The organism is Lactobacillus corticis (assembly GCF_018327645.1).
Lineage (GTDB): Bacteria > Bacillota > Bacilli > Lactobacillales > Lactobacillaceae > Lactobacillus > Lactobacillus corticis.
Genome location: NZ_BMAY01000012.1, coordinates 1 through 17,538, shown reverse-complemented (window position 1 = coordinate 17,538; position 17,538 = coordinate 1). Strand labels below are relative to the sequence as shown.

Annotated in this window: 16 protein-coding genes, 10 tRNA genes and 1 pseudogene; 25 read left to right on the top strand and 2 right to left on the bottom strand. The window is 41.8% G+C overall.

What is annotated here, in order from left to right; translation table 11 throughout:
- The first annotated feature begins 83 nt into the window (after nt 1-83).
- Nucleotides 84-329, top strand: a complete 246-nt coding sequence (locus KI210_RS07140) for a hypothetical protein (protein ID WP_212781196.1) — start codon at nt 84-86, stop codon at nt 327-329.
- 393 nt (nt 330-722) lie between these two features.
- On the opposite strand, the gene KI210_RS07135 is transcribed toward KI210_RS07140, so the two are convergent.
- Nucleotides 723-1,265 carry a glutathione peroxidase gene (locus KI210_RS07135; RefSeq protein ID WP_212781195.1) on the bottom strand — a complete coding sequence of 181 codons (543 nt, stop codon included), beginning with the start codon at nt 1,263-1,265 and terminating at the stop codon, nt 723-725.
- A 169-nt stretch (nt 1,266-1,434) separates the two neighbouring features.
- Here KI210_RS07135 and KI210_RS07130 point away from each other — a divergent pair, with 169 nt between their 5' ends.
- A complete protein-coding gene (locus KI210_RS07130; protein ID WP_212781194.1) occupies nt 1,435-2,505 on the top strand; it encodes a carotenoid 1,2-hydratase family protein in 1,071 nt (356 codons plus the stop codon).
- 114 nt (nt 2,506-2,619) lie between these two features.
- Entirely contained in the window at nt 2,620-3,204 is a 585-nt protein-coding gene (locus tag KI210_RS07125) for a uracil-DNA glycosylase family protein (RefSeq protein WP_212781193.1), read from the top strand.
- 1 nt (nt 3,205) lies between these two features.
- Here the strand turns inward: KI210_RS07125 and KI210_RS07120 are convergent, their stop codons facing one another.
- Nucleotides 3,206-3,847 carry a Crp/Fnr family transcriptional regulator gene (locus tag KI210_RS07120; protein WP_212781192.1) on the bottom strand — a complete coding sequence of 214 codons (642 nt, stop codon included), beginning with the start codon at nt 3,845-3,847 and terminating at the stop codon, nt 3,206-3,208.
- A 97-nt stretch (nt 3,848-3,944) separates the two neighbouring features.
- On the opposite strand from KI210_RS07120, the gene KI210_RS07115 reads away from it, so the two are divergent.
- The 22 genes and pseudogenes from KI210_RS07115 to KI210_RS07010 all read left to right on the top strand — a co-directional run bounded on the left by KI210_RS07115 (nt 3,945) and on the right by KI210_RS07010 (nt 17,251).
- The gene (locus KI210_RS07115; protein WP_212781191.1) at nt 3,945-4,505 is read left to right on the top strand and encodes a hypothetical protein; all 561 of its coding nucleotides are present in this window, start codon (nt 3,945-3,947) and stop codon (nt 4,503-4,505) included.
- A gap of 1 nt (nt 4,506) precedes the next feature.
- Nucleotides 4,507-4,878 (top strand): pyridoxamine 5'-phosphate oxidase family protein, encoded by a 372-nt coding sequence (locus tag KI210_RS07110; protein ID WP_212781190.1) that lies wholly within the window; start codon nt 4,507-4,509, stop codon nt 4,876-4,878.
- A gap of 124 nt (nt 4,879-5,002) precedes the next feature.
- Nucleotides 5,003-5,974, top strand: a pseudogene (bsh, locus tag KI210_RS07105) (choloylglycine hydrolase).
- A 318-nt stretch (nt 5,975-6,292) separates the two neighbouring features.
- Nucleotides 6,293-6,499, top strand: coding sequence for a hypothetical protein (locus KI210_RS07100; RefSeq protein WP_212781189.1), 207 nt, complete (start codon nt 6,293-6,295; stop codon nt 6,497-6,499).
- 555 nt (nt 6,500-7,054) lie between these two features.
- Nucleotides 7,055-7,126, top strand: a tRNA-Glu gene (locus tag KI210_RS07095).
- Between the two features lie 40 nt (nt 7,127-7,166).
- A tRNA-Ser gene (locus tag KI210_RS07090) sits at nt 7,167-7,255 on the top strand.
- A gap of 6 nt (nt 7,256-7,261) precedes the next feature.
- Nucleotides 7,262-7,335, top strand: a tRNA-Met gene (locus KI210_RS07085).
- Between the two features lie 3 nt (nt 7,336-7,338).
- Nucleotides 7,339-7,412 (top strand) — tRNA-Asp (locus KI210_RS07080).
- Nucleotides 7,413-7,418: 6 nt separating this feature from the next.
- Nucleotides 7,419-7,491 (top strand) — tRNA-Phe (locus tag KI210_RS07075).
- Between the two features lie 7 nt (nt 7,492-7,498).
- A tRNA-Tyr gene (locus KI210_RS07070) sits at nt 7,499-7,580 on the top strand.
- A gap of 4 nt (nt 7,581-7,584) precedes the next feature.
- Nucleotides 7,585-7,655 (top strand) — tRNA-Trp (locus tag KI210_RS07065).
- 11 nt (nt 7,656-7,666) lie between these two features.
- Nucleotides 7,667-7,739, top strand: a tRNA-His gene (locus KI210_RS07060).
- Nucleotides 7,740-7,779: 40 nt separating this feature from the next.
- Nucleotides 7,780-7,850: transfer RNA gene (locus KI210_RS07055), tRNA-Cys, on the top strand.
- Between the two features lie 38 nt (nt 7,851-7,888).
- Nucleotides 7,889-7,973, top strand: a tRNA-Leu gene (locus KI210_RS07050).
- A 123-nt stretch (nt 7,974-8,096) separates the two neighbouring features.
- A complete protein-coding gene (locus tag KI210_RS07045; RefSeq protein WP_212781188.1) occupies nt 8,097-9,278 on the top strand; it encodes a glycosyltransferase family 4 protein in 1,182 nt (393 codons plus the stop codon).
- Nucleotides 9,256-10,302 (top strand): glycosyltransferase family 4 protein, encoded by a 1,047-nt coding sequence (locus KI210_RS07040; RefSeq protein WP_212781187.1) that lies wholly within the window; start codon nt 9,256-9,258, stop codon nt 10,300-10,302. Before KI210_RS07045 ends, KI210_RS07040 begins: the two co-directional genes overlap by 23 nt.
- 3 nt (nt 10,303-10,305) lie before the next feature.
- The gene (locus KI210_RS07035) at nt 10,306-11,319 is read left to right on the top strand and encodes a lysylphosphatidylglycerol synthase transmembrane domain-containing protein (protein ID WP_212781186.1); all 1,014 of its coding nucleotides are present in this window, start codon (nt 10,306-10,308) and stop codon (nt 11,317-11,319) included.
- 20 nt (nt 11,320-11,339) lie between these two features.
- A complete protein-coding gene (locus tag KI210_RS07030) occupies nt 11,340-13,403 on the top strand; it encodes an LTA synthase family protein (protein WP_212781185.1) in 2,064 nt (687 codons plus the stop codon).
- A gap of 67 nt (nt 13,404-13,470) precedes the next feature.
- Entirely contained in the window at nt 13,471-13,704 is a 234-nt protein-coding gene (gene secG / locus KI210_RS07025) for a preprotein translocase subunit SecG (RefSeq protein ID WP_212781184.1), read from the top strand.
- Between the two features lie 76 nt (nt 13,705-13,780).
- Nucleotides 13,781-16,102 carry a ribonuclease R gene (rnr, locus tag KI210_RS07020; protein WP_212781183.1) on the top strand — a complete coding sequence of 774 codons (2,322 nt, stop codon included), beginning with the start codon at nt 13,781-13,783 and terminating at the stop codon, nt 16,100-16,102.
- A gap of 12 nt (nt 16,103-16,114) precedes the next feature.
- Nucleotides 16,115-16,570, top strand: coding sequence for an SsrA-binding protein SmpB (gene smpB, locus KI210_RS07015; RefSeq protein ID WP_212781182.1), 456 nt, complete (start codon nt 16,115-16,117; stop codon nt 16,568-16,570).
- 165 nt (nt 16,571-16,735) lie between these two features.
- Nucleotides 16,736-17,251 carry a TetR/AcrR family transcriptional regulator gene (locus KI210_RS07010; RefSeq protein WP_212781181.1) on the top strand — a complete coding sequence of 172 codons (516 nt, stop codon included), beginning with the start codon at nt 16,736-16,738 and terminating at the stop codon, nt 17,249-17,251.
- Nucleotides 17,252-17,538: the final 287 nt, after the last annotated feature.

Below are 17,538 nucleotides of genomic sequence, written 5' to 3'. Positions count from 1 at the left end.
GACTTGGAATAATAGAATTATGACTGTTAATAGTTGAATTTGGTAATCACGACCAAGCATAATGTAATTACGAGGTGGAAAACATGCAAGAACTAAAAGGAAAATCCAAACTGTTTAAAACAGGCAATTCATTTGGATTGCGTTTAACGAAAAGTGATAAAAAATATTTAGGCGCAAATATCGGAGATGAATTTGAAAAAACGCTCTCTCCTGATGGACAAACTATTACTTTCCGCAAAAAACAAACTGTTAGTTCAGAGACGATGGAAATGATCAAAGAACTGTTTGATGAAAATAAAGAATTAATGGAACGGCTAAAGGGCGAATGATTTTTAAACGGAGCGGAAATTATAGCCGTCAACAGATATGTGCTTGAGGACGTAAAGCAGAAATTCCAAGGGATTCAATATCCAGAGGGGCTGTCAATAGTAGTTGATCAACCCAAGAGGGCGATCTTTGGTCATGTTTTGTATCTTAAGGGTGCGTATATTATGCAGAAAATAGCAGTCATTCTCGAACAGCACAGTACTGAACCTGCAACATGAAAAGTCTTGGTTAATCTGCCAAGTCTTTTTTGTTTTGCTGCTTACCTTTGGTTTATGGAAATCTTCCAAATTGCATAGGTAAACTCTCCATAGGCTTTCCATATTTGTTCCAAAAGCAAAAAGAAAGAACAGAATCTTTTGCGGGATGCGTGCCCTGAAAATTCTGTTCTATAACTTTTATAAAATTTCTTTGATCGCTTCTTCAACTTGGCTCATTTTAAAATTCGGCTCAAAGCGATCAACTACGTTACCATTGCGATCAATCAAAAATTTAGTGAAATTCCATTTGATCTTGTTGTTATGACGATAATCCGGATCATATTTGCGCAGCATAATTGCCATTCTCATTGCTCCAGGTCCGCTGCCAAAACCGATAAACGGACGCTGGGACTTTAAATAAGTATAAAGGGGCAGTTCATGTTCGCCATTAACGTCAGACTTTTTCATTTGGTTAAACTTGGTATGATATTCACCTTTGCAAAATTCTTCGATTTCCTCATCGTCGCCAGGTGTTTGACCAGCGAACTGATTGCAGGTAATATCGATAATCTCCAGTCCGGCTTTATGGTATTTTTCATAAATATTTTCCAAGTCCTTATATTGCGGGGTAAAGCGACATTCAGTCGCCGTATTGACAATTAAGAGTACTTTGTCTTTGTCCTGTGCCAAAGAGTAAGGCTTGCCGGTAGGAGTGGGGATGGTGTAGTCGTAAATACCCATTAAAAATCCTCCTTGAAAAATTTTATTGTTATTGTACCACGTTTATTGTCGTACATTTAGAGCTAATTAAAAGGCTTACAGAAAAATGAGCATTTATCTTATTAATAGTGTACAATAAAATTATAGGACTAGGTTTTTACTAAGCGTAATTTGGATTGAGGGGATGCGTATGGCTAAAGCGTATTTAGAGACCAATTATCAAAAACTAAACTTAGGTCAACAAGTTGCCGTTTGGGAGGATGGATTGCGCACTAGTGGCAAGGAAGGTGAATTTGAGTGGTGGTACTATGACGCCAAAATGACCGACGGAACTGCCATCACAATTACGTTTTTTACGACGGATCCCACTGCTGGTACTGCTGGCTTCAATCCCAGCATGCAGGTCAATTTGACCAATCCTGATGGCACTCAGGTCAGTGATCGCTTATTTTTTGACGCCGAGAATTGTTACTTTTCTCCAAGGCATTGCCATATTCGCATGGGGATAAATCAGTTTATGGGGGATTTAGACCAATACCGGATTTACGTTCGCACTAGTAAATTAACGGCAAAAATTACGCTCAAAAGTCGGACCCAACCTTGGCGTCCGGCAACGGGATTTCAAAAATATGGCAATGATGGCTACTTTGCCTGGCTGCCGGCAGTTCCTGAAGGTACTACCGAGGCCGACATTACGCTCAATGGTCAGGAAAAACATTATCGTGGTACTGGTTACCATGACCATAACTGGGGCAATGTTTCGTTAATTTCAATCCTGCACCACTGGTACTGGGGAAGAGCTAAAATAGGCCCTTATACCGCGATTAATAGTTACATTACCAGTACCAAGAAATATGGCTATCATCATTTTCCAATTTTTATGTTGGCTAAGGGCAAACAATTAGTTTGCGATAATCCCGCCAATTTGCAGTTTAGCCAGCTTGATCCCCATTATTCTCATAAGACGCGTAAACATTATCATCAAAGATTGGTTTACGAATACCAAGGCGCCGATGGCCACTACCGCATTACTTATCATGAGCGAGAAGATATTTCGAGTTTTTCTTTGTTAGGCGATCAGCAGCACCAGCCTTCATTGCTTAAAGTGAGAATTTTCCGTTTAACAGGCATGGATCCAACTTATGATCGCTTCAGTGGGGAAGCAGTTTTAGAAAAAATTGAAGATGGCAAAGTTGTCGAAAAGTACCAAGGTCCGGCAACCTGGGAATTAATGTATTTTAAACGTGATCGCAATGTCTAAAGCAATAAGCCACCCGCTTAATTGGGCGGCTTTTTTTAATTTATTGATGTACATCAATTTACTTTTTCTAAGGATGTGCTAAATTCGAATTATTAGATCAAAGAGGCATTAGGTATGAATTCAGAAGTTGCAAAAATTATCGAAGAAATTAAACGTGATCCTGAAAATCAGGAGTTTACCCAGGCAGGGATTGATCCTTTGTTTTTTGTTGATCCTGAAGCGACGATTTTAATTATCGGCCAGGCTCCAGGCCGGATTGCCCAAGAAAAGCGGATCTTTTGGGATGATCCTTCTGGTGACCGTTTGCGGGACTGGATGGGAATCGACCGGGATCAGTTTTATCATTCAGGAAAAGTCGCAATTTTGCCGATGGATTTTTATTATCCAGGAAAGGGCAAGTCGGGCGATTTGCCGCCGCGGGCTGATTTTGCGGCTAAATGGCATCCCCAGTTGTTAAAAATGATGCCCAAACTTGAGTTAACGATGCTCGTGGGCAGCTATGCCGTTAAGAAATATCTGAAATTAAAAAGCTCAGCCAAATTGACTGAGGTTGTAAAAAATTATCAAACTTATCAGCCTGACTACTTCCCACTGGTTCACCCTTCACCGCGCAATCAGTTGTGGATGAAACGCAATCCTTGGTTTGCTGCAGAGGTTTTGCCCGTTCTTAAACAGGAAGTAGCACAAGCAATGAAATAATTTATAGCAGGGTAATATGTTTACCCTGCATTTTTATTTCTCCTTGCTGCTCTAAAGCTCGGAGGTTGCGACTGAGCGTTTCCGGACTGACGCCGATCAAACTGGCAAATTCTTGCTTTTTCAAGGGAAGATCAAATTCATTGCTGTCAGCTTCCAATGACCAATCTTGGAAATAGGCGAGAATCCGGTCGCGGGCTTCCAACAAGTTGCGTCTTGAGATGCTGACTTCGGTGGCTGAAAGCTTTGAGCCGATTTCGTTTAATAATTCTAAAGTTAAAATTGGCGCGCTTTTGAGGAGATTCTGAAAATCATCATGCTGCATGGAACAAACCCAAGAATCTTGGGTAGCTTGCACATATTTGGGAAAGTCAGCTGGATCAAAGAGATTTTCAACGCCTTCAATCGTTCCAGCACTGATAAAATAAAGCAGCTTTTCTTTGCCATTTGCGCCAATTGTGTAAACTTTTGCGCGGCCTTCATCAATGAACATCAAGGCTTTGGGGTCGGCCGGGGTGGTAATGAAGTCGCCTTTTTTGAAAAATTGCCGGTGGCGCGAGATTTTGACTAAGCGCTTTAGGGTCTTTTCAGGCAAGTCGCGGAAGAAACTAATATTTCTGATGCAATTTATTTCTGAATGTGCCATTTTTTTTGCCTCAATTTGACATAGATCAATTTTTATTCTATTTTAGCTTGCTAAAATACAATTGTAAATTCGAAATGTGACAACAATGGTGAGAAAAATGACAAAATATCGTGCTGAAATTAAGCCGTTAAATGCGGACAAGATCGGTACACGTGCTCATGGAACAGCAGAATTTGAACTGACTGCCACGACCTTAAAGATCGTGGTAGAAATGTTTGATACTCCTGCTTCCATGCAGCACTGGGAACACTTCCACGGTTTTCCTGATGGCCGGGAAGCCGAAGTGCCGACCATGGTCCAAGATGTTAATGGCGATGGTTTTATTGACTTGGAAGAAACTTTTCCAGTATCAGGGACAACAATGGTTCCTTTTGACGACCAACCTGATGCGATGAACATTCCTAATGATACCTATCCTGTGAGTGACCAAGCAGGACACTACAAGTATGAAAAGGAAGTTCCCCTAGCTAACTTACAAGCACAGTTTGAAAAGACTTTTAAGACTAGTGATTTAGCTTTGGACAAGCGGGTAGTTTACGTTCACGGAGTGAGCCCAGAAATGCCCATGCCAGCAAGTGTTGGTGGCAACTTGAACGAAAAGTATACCTGCCACACGACCTTGCCGATTGCTTGTGGAAAGATTGTGAAGGTGGATTAGGATGGATCAAACTTTTTTACAGGTCTTGGAGCATGAAGGGCCTGTTACGATCATTGCACCGTATGCTAGCCCCGCTCCTGTAGTTAATACCTGGATGAGTTACGTAAAACTAAATTCAGAGCAAACCGAGCTCTACTTGCCGGCAGCGGGGATGCGCTCAATTGAGCACGTCTTGCCTGATGACGACCGGCTGCTTTTGACTTTTGGTTCAAAAGCAGTCATGGGGACAGAAGGACCTGGAGCTGGCTTTCATGTGAGTGGAAAAGGCTATTTCATTGCTGATGGACCAATCTACGAAGAAATGAAAGAGCAATTCCCATGGCTGCGGAAGGTTTTAGCCGTAAAAATTACTGCCGTGACCCAGAAAATTTAAGGGCCGGTTGAACATCTGAATTGGTCAATAAAAGCTGAGCTGAAGCTCGGCTTTTTTCTTTTGCCTGGATCAGCCCGTGGTAAACTAATAGAAAAAATATTTTTTTACTGAAAGGACGCTGCTTATGTGCACGGGAATTAGTTGGGTCGCCGGAGACCATTACTTTGGCCGAAATTTGGATCTGGATACGAGCTATGGCTAAGAAGTTGTGATTTGTCCACGGAATTTTCCGCTGACTTTTCGTCATCTGCCTGCGCAGGAACATCACTTGGCAATGATTGGCATGGCTACAGTCATGAAGGATTATCCCCTGTATTTTGATGCCGTGAACGAACAAGGGTTAGGGATGGCAGGACTTAATTATCCTGGGAATGCCCAATATTTTGCACCTGTGGATAAAAAAGCCAATGTTGCTTCGTTTGAATTAATTCCCTGGATTTTAGGACAGGCTAAATCGGTCAAAGATGCCCGTGAATTAGTGAAGCAGTTGAACATTACTGATGATGCCTTTATGCCAGATCTAGCACCCGGTACTCTGCACTGGCTGGTGAGCGATCGAAAAGGATCAATCGTGCTTGAACAAAATAAGACTGGTTTGTACGTTTATGATAATCCTATAGGCGTTTTGACCAACAATCCCAGTTTTGACTTGCAGCAGTTTAATTTAAACAATTATCAAGGCTTGCAGGTGCAAAATCCACAAGGAAAATTTGGTTCCTTGATAGTCCGAAATTACTGTTCTGGATTGGGCAGCCTCGGCCTGCCTGGTGATTTAAGTTCGCCTGGCCGGTTTGTGCGCGCAGCTTTTACGAAAATGCACGCAACGCTCGGAGCCAATGAGGGCGAGCGCGTGAGTCAATTTTTCCATATATTGGCAAGCACGGCCCAAGTTAAGGGCACCAACCAATTGGATAATGGAAATTTTGAGTATACGATTTATTCGTCTTGTGCTAATGCCACGAAAGGCCGGTACTATTACACGACTTATCACAACCCGCAAATCAATTGTGTTAGCTTAGATCGCTATGAGTTGAAATCGCAGCAGCTCGGCCGCTATCCGCTCCAAGCAGCTAACCAAATCAATTTTCAAAATTAGCAGGGTTATTGCAAAATTTTATGAAATCGGTTACAATTATCTTTGCGTAAGTAAATATGAATCAACAAATTCAAACATTTGAGTGAGAGACCTAAATCTGAAGAGGATAATCTAGGTCTTTTTTGCTGTCATAATAAAAATTGTAGTTTTATAGTCAGAAGTAATAATTTAATTGTAGCCGTTTGTTTGACTATTTTACGGAAGGATTAGAAGTTCTGTCATAAACTAAATTTTGTTTGATGTTGTGATATTATTGTTTTGTCTACAGAAGATTTGTGGACACAAGTAATGTGTAATGTAAAGATATGAGGAGACAATATGTCCAAGATCACCGAGGCCCACGCACGAGCAAATCGGCGCTGGGACGCAAAAAACAAAGAACGCAAACTTTATTTAACGCAGCGTTCGACTTGTAAAAACTTTATTCTAAAAAAAGCGACTAAGGAAGATTTGGAGGCGATTAAGGGTTATATCGAGACCAGACTTTCCTTGTTAGCAGAAAATAAACAAAAAGGCGTCCAGTAGGGCGCCTTTTCATTCGAAATGTGTGTGTGAGAATTTGTCATTGCTAAAACATGAGAGACACCGAAGTTGGTGCGGTTTTATGAATGACTTGGATTATTAGTTTCAACTTAATAACCCAGGGTTCATTGTAGAGTATTAGGTTAGCAGGTACCAGTAATTTGCATTTAATAAAGTCACAAAAAGCCTAGAAATACTGCTGTATTAGCTACTGAAGCGGAGTAAAAATAACAAATGATACTTTCAAATTTAGCAAGAAATAGCAAGAAATAGCCAGAATTTGGGGGTGGTTAAGGAATTTGACAATCAGGCATGATAACGGGCTTTGATCAAGCTTTCAGCAGAAAAATCAAAAAAATTGCAATTTTTACTTGCAAGACCTAAAAGTTTCTAGTAGTATTAAATACGCACTTGTGATGAAGCAAGTCGGCAACTGCTAAGAGGTTTTTCTCACAATTAACTCAAAAAATTAGTTGAAAAAAGTTGTTGACAAAAACTTCTGATCAATGTAACATAATAAAAGTGTTCTGCGAAAGACATAACACAAAATGACAATTCGACCCGTTGGTCAAGTGGTTAAGACACGGCCCTTTCACGGCCGTAACATGGGTTCAAATCCCGTACGGGTCATTGCCAATACAATTGAATATTATTGGTACTTTTCATCTTTGGAGGATTACCCAAGTGGCTTAAGGGAACGGTCTTGAAAACCGTCAGGCGGGTTCTGCTCGCGCGTGGGTTCAAATCCCACATCCTCCTTAATATCGCGGGATGGAGCAGTCTGGTAGCTCGTCGGGCTCATAACCCGAAGGTCGTTGGTTCAAATCCAGCTCCCGCAATATGGTCCATTGGAGCAGTGGTTTATCTCGCCTCCCTGTCACGGAGGAGATCGCGGGTTCAAATCCCGCATGGACCGTAAGATGGCTCGGTAGCTCAGTTGGTAGAGCAAAGGATTGAAGCTCCTTGTGTCGGCGGTTCGATTCCGTCCCGCGCCATCAACCTGGAGGAGTAGCGAAGTGGCTAAACGCGACGGTCTGTAAAACCGTTCTCTCTGAGTTCGGCGGTTCGAATCCACCCTCCTCCATAATAGGGATATAGTATAAAGGTAGTACATCGGTCTCCAAAACCGCTAGTGTGGGTTCAATTCCTACTATCCCTGTTAAAACCATGGCGGAATTGGTGAAGTGGTTAACACATCGGTTTGTGGATCCGACATACGTGGGTTCGATTCCCACATTCCGCCCTTGATCAACTATGTTGATCCTTTAAAATTTGAAACTCATGGCGGTGTAGCCAAGTGGTAAGGCAGAGGTCTGCAAAACCTTAATCGTCGGTTCGAATCCGATCCCCGCCTTTCCTTAGCTCAGCCTGAGTTAAGTTACATATGAATATGGCGGTGTGGCGGAATTGGCAGACGCGTCAGACTCAAAATCTGGTGTCCATTTTGGACGTATCGGTTCGACCCCGATCACCGCTATAAAGAACGATCTACTGTGGTAGATCGTTTTTTTGTTTTTCTACTAAATTTCTTGTCAAACTTGGTAGGTGAATTGCAAGCCTTCTTTTGAATCCTTATAATGAAAAGCATGGAGGATTTTTTATGAATATCGGCTTATTTACTGATACATACTTTCCACAACTTAGTGGAGTAGCAACGTCGGTTAAGACCTTGAAAGAGGCACTGGAAGCAGAAGGTCATAATGTATTTATTTTTACGACGACTGATCCTCATGTCCCAAAGGGAACAGTTGAGCCCAACGTGTTTCGCTTTGGCTCGATGCCGTTTGTTTCGTTTACGGATCGACGGATCGCCGTCCGGGGATTGTTTGAGGCAACCAAAGTGGCCAAAGAAGTGCAGCTGGATGTGGTCCATACACAAACTGAATTTGCCTTGGGGGCAATCGGCAAGTATGTTGCTCACCAATTGGACATTCCCGCCATTCACACTTACCACACCATGTATGAAGATTATTTACATTATGTGTTAAATGGGCACTTGATCAAGCCCATCCACGTTAAACAGTTTACCCATTCTTATTTGAAAAACATGGATGGGGTGATTGCTCCTTCTAAACGGGTTGAGGCTTTGCTAAATCGCTATAAAGTAGAGATTCCAATTAGGGTCATTCCTACTGGTGTGGACATTGAGGCGATTAACACCCCCGTAAAGCGTGATATCCGGAAAGATTATGGTATCAGTGAAGATGCACCGGTAATTCTGACTTTAAGCCGAATTGCTCAGGAAAAGAAAATTGATCGCATTTTAAATGTGATGCCGGAAATAATTGAAGAATTTCCAGATGTTAAATTGGTAATTGCGGGTGATGGACCGGATGTTAACTTGCTTGAAGACCAAGTAGAACGATTAACGCTGGAAGACTATGTCATTTTCACCGGAGAAATTAATCACGAAGAAGTTGGCAACTACTACCGGATGGCTGACTTATTTGTTTCAGCTAGTGATACTGAAACTCAAGGCTTAACCTACATCGAAGCCTTAGCTTCAGGGACCAGGTGCGTGGTTTACGATACGGATTACACCGAACATGTCTTCAATCGACCAGAATTTGGCGCAGTCTTTACTACTAAGGAAGAAATGTTAGATCAGATTTTGGCCTACCTGCGTAAACCAGATTCTGTCATCCCACCGGCTGAATTAAAAAGCAAATTAGCAGAAATTTCTGCCAAACATTTTGCCGATTCAGTAGCAGATTTTTATCAATATGCAATAGCTCACTATGAACCAAAGGACAATGTAAATGATACGGATAAACATGTTTAGTCAAGCTGACTCTGTAAAAGGCCAGGGAGTTGGCAGTGCCTACCAGGAACTGATGCGCCTTTTAAGAACTGACTTAGTGGATGATTTTTATGTGACGGTTAATCGTTATGGCAATTCAGATTTAACGCACTACCACACGATCAATCCAACTTATTACGCCAATAGTTTTTCTCCGGCTCGGGGGCGGAAGATTGGCTACGTGCATTTTCTGCCTGATACGCTGGAAGGGTCGATTAAATTGCCCGGTTTTGCCTTTAAGGTATTCAGCAAGTATGTGATCGACTTTTACGATCGCATGGATCAGATTGTCGTGGTCAATCCGGTATTTATTGATAAATTAGTTGATTATGGCATCGATCGGGATAAGGTTCGCTATATTCCCAACTTTGTCTCCAAACAAGAATTTTATCCGGAAAGCCTGGCTGAAAAGAATGCTTTCAGGAATAAGTTAGGAATTCCCCATGATAAATTTGTGGTCTTTGGCGATGGACAAGTTCAAGAACGCAAAGGAGTTGACGACTTTGCTAAAATGGCGGAAGCCCATCCTGACTTGCAATTTATTTGGGCTGGTGGTTTTTCTTTTGGAAAAATTACCGATGGCTATGATCACTATCGGGATTTGGTGAAAAACCCACCAAAGAATTTAACTTTTACCGGGATTATTGATCGGCAAGAATTAGTTCACTATTTAAACATTGCCGACTTGTTCTTCTTGCCATCATTTGATGAGCTTTTCCCGATGTCCGTGTTAGAGGCGTTCAGTTGCGGCACGCCGGTGCTCTTGCGCGACCTTGATTTGTATAAGGCAATCTTGGATGGCTATTACCTAAAGGGTGCAGATTTTGACCAGCTGAACGAAGCCTTGCGCGGAGCAGTGAAGAATCCAGCGCTATTAAAGGACTATCAAGCCAAATCACTAGCAGCTAGTGAAGAATATTCTGAAGAGCACTTAGCCAAGATTTGGCGAGAATTTTATCTAGAACAGTATCAGTTAGGTAAGAAACTGGGACAAATTCACGTTTAGCATATGAATAAAAAACACTTATGGGGCATCTTGATTGTTTTGGCAATCAGTGCCTATGTTATTTACAGCGAAATTAAAGCTACATCATTTGCGGTTTTGCTGAAAGCAGCCGATAGCTTGGTTTGGAGCAAGGTGGTATTGGTCTTTATCCTGATGCTCGGATCGTATGCTTGCGAGGCCATGATCCTGCATTTATTAGCCAAAAGACCGGCTTCACCCAAGCATTCAATTTGGGCCTGGTGCCGCATCCCAATCATCCAATCGCTATTTAATGCAATTACGCCCTTGGCCAGTGGGGGACAGGCTTCCCAATTAGCAGCCATGGTGCAAATGGGGATTGAAGGCGGCCGGGCTACTTCAGTTTTAATGATGAAGTTCATTATTTATCAATTAGCGGTTTTTGTGGCCTACATTTGGGCCTTTGCCTCTGGTTATCATTTGGTAGTTACCAAGTTTTCTGGTATTGCGGTCTTAATTTTGCTTGGCTTTGTCATGCATGTCAGTTCGATTATCTTTTTGCTGGCAGTAATGTTTGCCCATGATTGGACGGTAAAATTTGTTAAATGGCTCATGAGCTTGTTAGCTAAATTTATCAATCCGCAAAAAGTTGCCGAGTGGGAAAAAGCCACAATGGAGAAAATAGCTACTTTTTACACTGAAAGTCAAAAGCTGAAGCAAGACAAGGGCAGACTGGTGAAAGCCGCTGGCCTGACGGTTTTGCAGTTATTGTGCTACTACTCAATTCCTTTTATGACCATCCAAGCTTTAGGCATTCACGCATCTTGGTTGACCGTTACTGAAACAACTTTAATGATTATCATGTTTATGGCCGTTATCCCGATCCCTGGAGCTAGTGGCGGGGCAGAATTTAGTTTTCAATCCTTATTTTCGATGTTTATTGCTGATTCCGGTCAATTAGTCTTAGGGATGTTTATTTGGCGCTTTGTTACTTACTTCTTTGGCATGCTTCTAGGAATTTTTGGCTGGATCATCAGACCGAAGAAGGTAGCAGACTGAGTTATTAGAAAGGAAACTTAATGTCACGTCTAAAACGGGGATTGGGCTGGTTAACGCAAACTAGAGCAGGCTTTTTAACGATTATGGTGCTTTCCTATTGGTTAAAAACCTATCTGATTTACCAGACCAAGTTCAATTTAGGCGCCACTGGCGCGATGCAACAGTTTTTACTGTTCATAAATCCCCTGCCTTCAGCTTTGCTGCTATTAGGGGTGGGGATGTTCTTCAAAGGGCGCAAGGCCTATTGGATTACCTGGATTATTGATTTACTATTAACTACTTGGTTATTTGCCAATATTTTATATTATCGCGAATTTTCCAATTTTCTTTCGATCTCAATTATCAAAACTTCTGGTTCAACCAGTGAAAACTTAGGTAAAAGCATTGTTGGCATCCTTTTGCCGACTGATTTTTTAGCCTATTTGGATGTGCTGATTATCTTGCTTTTACTGAGTTTTAAGCTGATCAAAATGGAAACTCACGCCTGGCGCTTGCGCTGGAAAATGTTGGTTGAAGTTGTTGCCTTGCTTTTGATGGGAGTCAATTTATTACTGGCCCAGCATGACCGGTCAGGTTTATTGACACGGACTTTTGACAATAACTATATTGTTAAATATTTGGGAATTAACGAATATGCCGTTTATGATGGCGTAAAGACGGCCAAGTCAAGTGCGCAAATGGCACGGGCCAACGTTTCGGACATTAAGGCGGTTAAAAACTATTTAAAAGCCAATTATGTCAAGCCAAATAGTCAATATACCGGAGTAGCTAAGGGAAAAAACGTGTTGATCATTCACTTGGAGAGTTTTCAACAATTTCTGATTGACTATAAATATAAAGGTAAATATGTAACTCCCAATTTAAATAAGATCTATCATAGCAAGAATAGCTTGAGTTTTGATAATTTCTTTAATCAAGTTGGGCAAGGCAAAACCAGTGATGCCGAAATGATGTTGGAAAATTCACTTTTTGGATTGCAATCAGGTTCAGCCATGTCGACTTATGGTACGACCAACACCTTTGAAAGCGCACCGGCAATTTTAAGCCAAAAACTTGGTTATACGACGGCAGTCATGCACGGCGGAACGGCTAGTTTTTGGAACCGGAACAATGCCTACAAGTCGTTTGGCTATGATTACTTTTTCTCACTGAATTACTACAAAAACAAAGCGGATTATTCAATTGGCTACGGATTAAAAGATAAAATTTTTTTCAAAGAATCAGTTCCTTTTTTGGAACGGTTGCCCCAACCATTTTATTTGAAGATGATTACCGTTACGAATCACTATCCATATCAACTGGACAAGCCTAACCAAACAATTTCTAAAACTAAGACTGGGGACGAAACGGTTGACGGCTATGTCCAAACTGCCCATTATTTGGACCAGGCAGTTGGAGAATTGATGAAGTATCTGAAGAAAACCGGTCTTTTGAAAAACACCATGCTGGTCTTTTATGGCGATCATTACGGCATTAGTGGCAACCACCATGCGGCCAGTGCTGAATTGCTTGGTCAAAAAACATTTAACGACTTTGATAATGTGCAATTCCAGCGCGTCCCTTTGATAATTAACATGAAGGGGCTAAAGGGTGAAATTAACCACACTTATGGCGGAGAGATTGATGTCTTGCCAACCTTGCTTAACTTATTAGGGGTTTCCAACAAAGGGATGATCCAATTTGGACATGACCTTTTGAGCAAACAGGCACCCCAAATTGTTGCGCAGCGAAATGGTGATTTTATCACGCCAACTTATACCAAGGTTGACGGCGGCTATTACGATACGAAAACCGGTGAAAAACTAACCAAGCTAAGCAAAAAGCAAAAGCGCGAATTGAGCACCATCAACAACAAAGTGACCACCGAGCTTTCCTTATCGGACCGGGTAATTGAAGGCAATTTGCTTCGGTTTTACAAGCCAAAGTGGTTTAAATATGTTAAAACTAGCGACTACTCGTATAACAAGACTGAGGCTTTGAAGAAATTGCTGAAGGATAAAACAACCACTAGTTTATATGCACGCAATAAGGATAAATCAACTGCCAAAGACTACAAGACTGATGCTCCCGAACTGAAAAAATAACTATTAAAATGCTAAGACTTATGGTAGAATGAGTCGAGTAACGTATCTGATTAATGGAGGCAGCGCTTTGTATAATGTATGTATGACGCTACTAATCATTGTTTCAATCTTAATTATCATTGCAACAATGATGCAGCCACAAAAACAACAAGATGCCTTGAACGCTTTATCTGGCGGTGCTGTTTTCAGCGGCCAGTCTAAGAAGCGTGGTTTTGAAGCATTTATGGAAAAGGTAACTTCCGTCTTATTAGTGCTATTTTTCGCGCTTTCACTAATTTTGGCGTACTTATCTTCAAAATAGTCTTGTGTACCTCCCGATCAAATTGACGGGAGGTTTTTTATTTTATTTTTATTAAGAGCAGAACGGAGTTTGATTAATGGGACAAAACGAAAAAATGCTAGCTGGGGTTTTGGAACTCTTTCGGCACAATCCCCAAAGACAGTTCCGCGTTGACCAGATTGAACGCATGCTGCGCCGTGATCATTTAGGCAATTTTACTGAACTGGTCAAGGCACTGGCTTATTTAGAACAAGAAAAAATGATTATTACCGATGGCCAAGGGCAATACCAATTAGCTCAAGAAAATACAGTGGTTGAAGGTGAATTTCGGGCTAATGATAAGGGCCTTGGCTTTGTTAAGTTGGACGATGAAGAAGCCGATGATGTCTTTGTGGCCAGTGATTATACCCATTTCGCAATTCAAGGCGATCGGGTTAAGGTAAAAATTACCGCTGGCGGCAACCCTTGGAATGGCAAAGGCCCTGAAGGGCAAGTCATTGAAGTGCTGGAACACAGTGTCGACAGCCTAGTTGGAGAATACCATCCGCTATCTGATTTGCAAGTAAAGTTGAGCCACTTCATTGGTTACGTTGTTCCGAGCAATAAGAAATTAGCCAAATATCGGGTTTATGTTGGCGATAATGGCTTAATTCCGCAAATGGGTGACATGGTTAAGGTTACTTTGAAGGATTATCCTTCTGAAGATATGCCTGAAGCCATGGTGGGCGCAGTCATCAAAGTAATCGGCAATAAAAACGACCCTGGAGTCGATATTATGTCGATTGTTGCTGCCCACGACGTCATTACCGACTGGCCAAAAGAAGCAATGGAACAAGCCAACCAGATTCCTGACCACGTGACGGAAGCTGAAAAACAGGGCCGAATTGATATCACCGATCAACCGGCCGTAACGATTGACGGAGATGACTCCAAAGACTTTGACGATGCGGTAGTCCTTTGGCGTTTGCCAAATGGCAACTATCATTTAGGCGTGCACATCGCTGATGTGGCTCACTATGTCACGGAAGGCTCCCCACTAGACAAGGAAGCTTTTGAACGAGGCAATTCGACTTACTTGGTTGACCGCGTAATTCCGATGCTGCCATTTCGTTTATCAAACGGAATTTGTTCTTTGAATGAAGGGGTTGAACGCCTGGTTTTAAGTTGTGATATGGAAATTACTCCTGACGGCGACCGGGTAAGCTATGATATTCACCCATCTTTGATGCGGTCACATGGTCGTTTGACTTACAACAAAGTAAATCAAGCTTTAGCAGCCAATGATCCAAGCGAAATTAGCGATTTGGAAGAAAAATACCAAAAACTGCAACCAATGCTGAAAGATATGGCTAAGCTGCATGAAGCTTTGTATCAAAAGCGGCATGCTCGCGGAGCCATTGACTTTGAAGAACCCGAAGCAAAAATTATTGTTGACGCCAAGGGTAAGCCAACCGACATCGTTTTGCATGAACGGGGCACAGCAGAAAAAATGATCGAAAGTTTCATGCTGATTGCTAATGAAACGGTTGCGGAAGCTTATTTCAAAAAGCATGTTCCATTTTTGTACCGGGTACACGAAACGCCCGACGGCGAAACAATGGCGCATTTCTTTGAATTTTGCTCGGCCTTAGGGTTAAACATTCATGCTGATCCAAATAACGTGGTTCCAAAGAACTTGCAAGAGGTCGTAACTAAAACAGAAGACACGCCAGAAGCTGCAGTTATTCAAATTATGATGCTGCGCAGCATGCGGCAGGCTCATTATTCCGATCAGCCACTGGGACACTTTGGTTTGGCAGCTACCTACTACACCCACTTTACCTCGCCAATTAGACGGTACTCAGACTTGATGGTTCACCGGATGATTCACCAATATGCTGATGCCGGGATGGGCGAGAAGGTTACGAGCCACTTTGCCAACCAGTTAGAAGCAGTAGCAGAGCAAACCTCAACTCAAGAACGCCGGTCGATCGATACTGAGCGCGAAGTTAATGATTTAAAGATGACCGAGTACATGGCTGACCGCGTTGGTGAAACTTTTGATGCAGTTGTTTCTTCAGTAACCAGTTTTGGGATGTTTATTCAATTGCCAAACACGGTTGAAGGCCTAGTCCATATTTCTAATTTAACTGATGATTTCTACAGCTTTGATGAAAAGACCTTAACGCTAACGGGCCGAACTACCCATAAGCAATATAAGATTGGGATGCCGATCAAGGTTACCATGATCAATGCCAATGTCGAACAACATCAGTTGGATTTTGAAATTTATGATCCAAATGCTCCTAAAAAGGCGCACACTGACCGCGGACAAGGTCGCAATCGGCGTCCTGGCAGAGGAAATAATAATCGGCGCGGACATGGCCAAAATCGGTCTCGAAATGGCTATCGAGGCAAGCGTGGGCGTAATCGCCACTAAGGGTGGAAGCAAATGAAAGAAAAAGCAGAGAATTTGATTGCCCAAAATAAAAAAGCCGGTCACGACTACTTTATTAAGGAAACTTATGAAGCCGGCATCGCTTTAACCGGTACCGAAATTAAATCAGTGCGGGCTAGGCGGATCAATTTGCGTGATGGCTATGTGCAAATTGTTAATGGCTCGGCTTTTTTGGAAAACGTGCATATCAGTGAATATAAGCAAGGAAATCGCTATAACCATGAACCTTTACGGTCTCGGCGACTATTGCTGCATAAGCGCGAATTGGCCCATTTAGCCAAGGCCCAAGCTGAGCGCGGGATTGCGATTGTGCCGTTGAAAGTTTATCTAAAACATGGCTTTGCCAAAGTCTTAATTGGTGTTGGACAAGGTAAGAAGCAATATGATAAACGTGAGACTATTAAAAAAAGAGACCAAGAACGCGAATTGCGAAGAAAATATCGGGTGTAAAAGATCAAGTATTTTTTACTTGGTCTTTTTATTTTATCCGCGCCGAGCATTGATCTACCAACAATTTTATGCAAAGTACTTGTTATTATTAATACAATACTATTGCAGATATATTAATGGTTTGATATATTTAAAAAACCGAAATTAGGGAAGAGAGGAAAGCAAATGCTGACAAAAGGAAGAATGACTTTAATGAGCCTTTTAGCCGATCGTTCTTTTAAAAAAGTAACGGTTACCAAATTTTGCCAACTTGTTGGAATTTCTCGCTCAAGTTTCTACTGGGCTTATCCTGACATTAATTATCTCTGTGTAGATGTTATTGTGCATGAATTTGAGGTTCGATTTAATGAAAAGCGCCAAAAGGAAGCAACATTAAGCAAAAGAATCTATGAATATTTAGAGTATTTGCAAGAAAATGCGCTATTTTATCAAAATTTATCTAAACAGGTTCAAACTGGCGGCTGCCAATGTCGATCAATCAAGAATGCCGTTTATCGTGCATTGGCACGTGAAGCACAAATCGAAGAGAGCTTGCAAGTGCGGAGTCTGCGGATTATTGCTAATAATATTTATGTGATCGTGCGCGACTGGATTCGGCATCGCTGTCGCAACATGGATATTCATGATATATACCGCGCCGTGATCTTGCAATTGCGTCAAGAGAAGTGGGTTAACCTGTAAAAGCTACTTGGACGATGTCCAAGTATTTTTTTTGCAAAAAAAATTAAGTTCGCAATTTGCAGAAAAAACAAGTTGAAAACCAGGACGATAGGCCAAAATGTTTCACAAAATAAAAATAAAACACCAGGAACAGCAGGATAAAAGCGTCAAAGAACGAACATAGCGGAAAAAGGAGAGAAAAAGCAGGAGTTGACGAAAGAGGCGAGGACCTGTAAAGTAATATACGTCGCTTGGCGAGGAGCCAAGGCGGCGAGCAGATATCAAAAAAAGCAGTTGACAAAGAAGCC

Coding starts and splice junctions, on each gene's coding strand:
- KI210_RS07125 (WP_212781193.1), top strand. CDS start 2,620: ATGAATTCAGAAGTTGCAAAAATTATCGAAGAAATTAAACGTGATCCT.
- rnr (WP_212781183.1), top strand. CDS start 13,781: ATGGGACAAAACGAAAAAATGCTAGCTGGGGTTTTGGAACTCTTTCGG.
- smpB (WP_212781182.1), top strand. CDS start 16,115: ATGAAAGAAAAAGCAGAGAATTTGATTGCCCAAAATAAAAAAGCCGGT.
- KI210_RS07040 (WP_212781187.1), top strand. CDS start 9,256: ATGATACGGATAAACATGTTTAGTCAAGCTGACTCTGTAAAAGGCCAG.
- KI210_RS07120 (WP_212781192.1), bottom strand. CDS start 3,847: ATGGCACATTCAGAAATAAATTGCATCAGAAATATTAGTTTCTTCCGC.
- KI210_RS07135 (WP_212781195.1), bottom strand. CDS start 1,265: ATGGGTATTTACGACTACACCATCCCCACTCCTACCGGCAAGCCTTAC.
- KI210_RS07115 (WP_212781191.1), top strand. CDS start 3,945: ATGACAAAATATCGTGCTGAAATTAAGCCGTTAAATGCGGACAAGATC.
- KI210_RS07130 (WP_212781194.1), top strand. CDS start 1,435: ATGGCTAAAGCGTATTTAGAGACCAATTATCAAAAACTAAACTTAGGT.
- KI210_RS07035 (WP_212781186.1), top strand. CDS start 10,306: ATGAATAAAAAACACTTATGGGGCATCTTGATTGTTTTGGCAATCAGT.
- KI210_RS07045 (WP_212781188.1), top strand. CDS start 8,097: ATGAATATCGGCTTATTTACTGATACATACTTTCCACAACTTAGTGGA.
- KI210_RS07010 (WP_212781181.1), top strand. CDS start 16,736: ATGCTGACAAAAGGAAGAATGACTTTAATGAGCCTTTTAGCCGATCGT.
- KI210_RS07140 (WP_212781196.1), top strand. CDS start 84: ATGCAAGAACTAAAAGGAAAATCCAAACTGTTTAAAACAGGCAATTCA.
- KI210_RS07100 (WP_212781189.1), top strand. CDS start 6,293: ATGTCCAAGATCACCGAGGCCCACGCACGAGCAAATCGGCGCTGGGAC.
- KI210_RS07030 (WP_212781185.1), top strand. CDS start 11,340: ATGTCACGTCTAAAACGGGGATTGGGCTGGTTAACGCAAACTAGAGCA.
- KI210_RS07110 (WP_212781190.1), top strand. CDS start 4,507: ATGGATCAAACTTTTTTACAGGTCTTGGAGCATGAAGGGCCTGTTACG.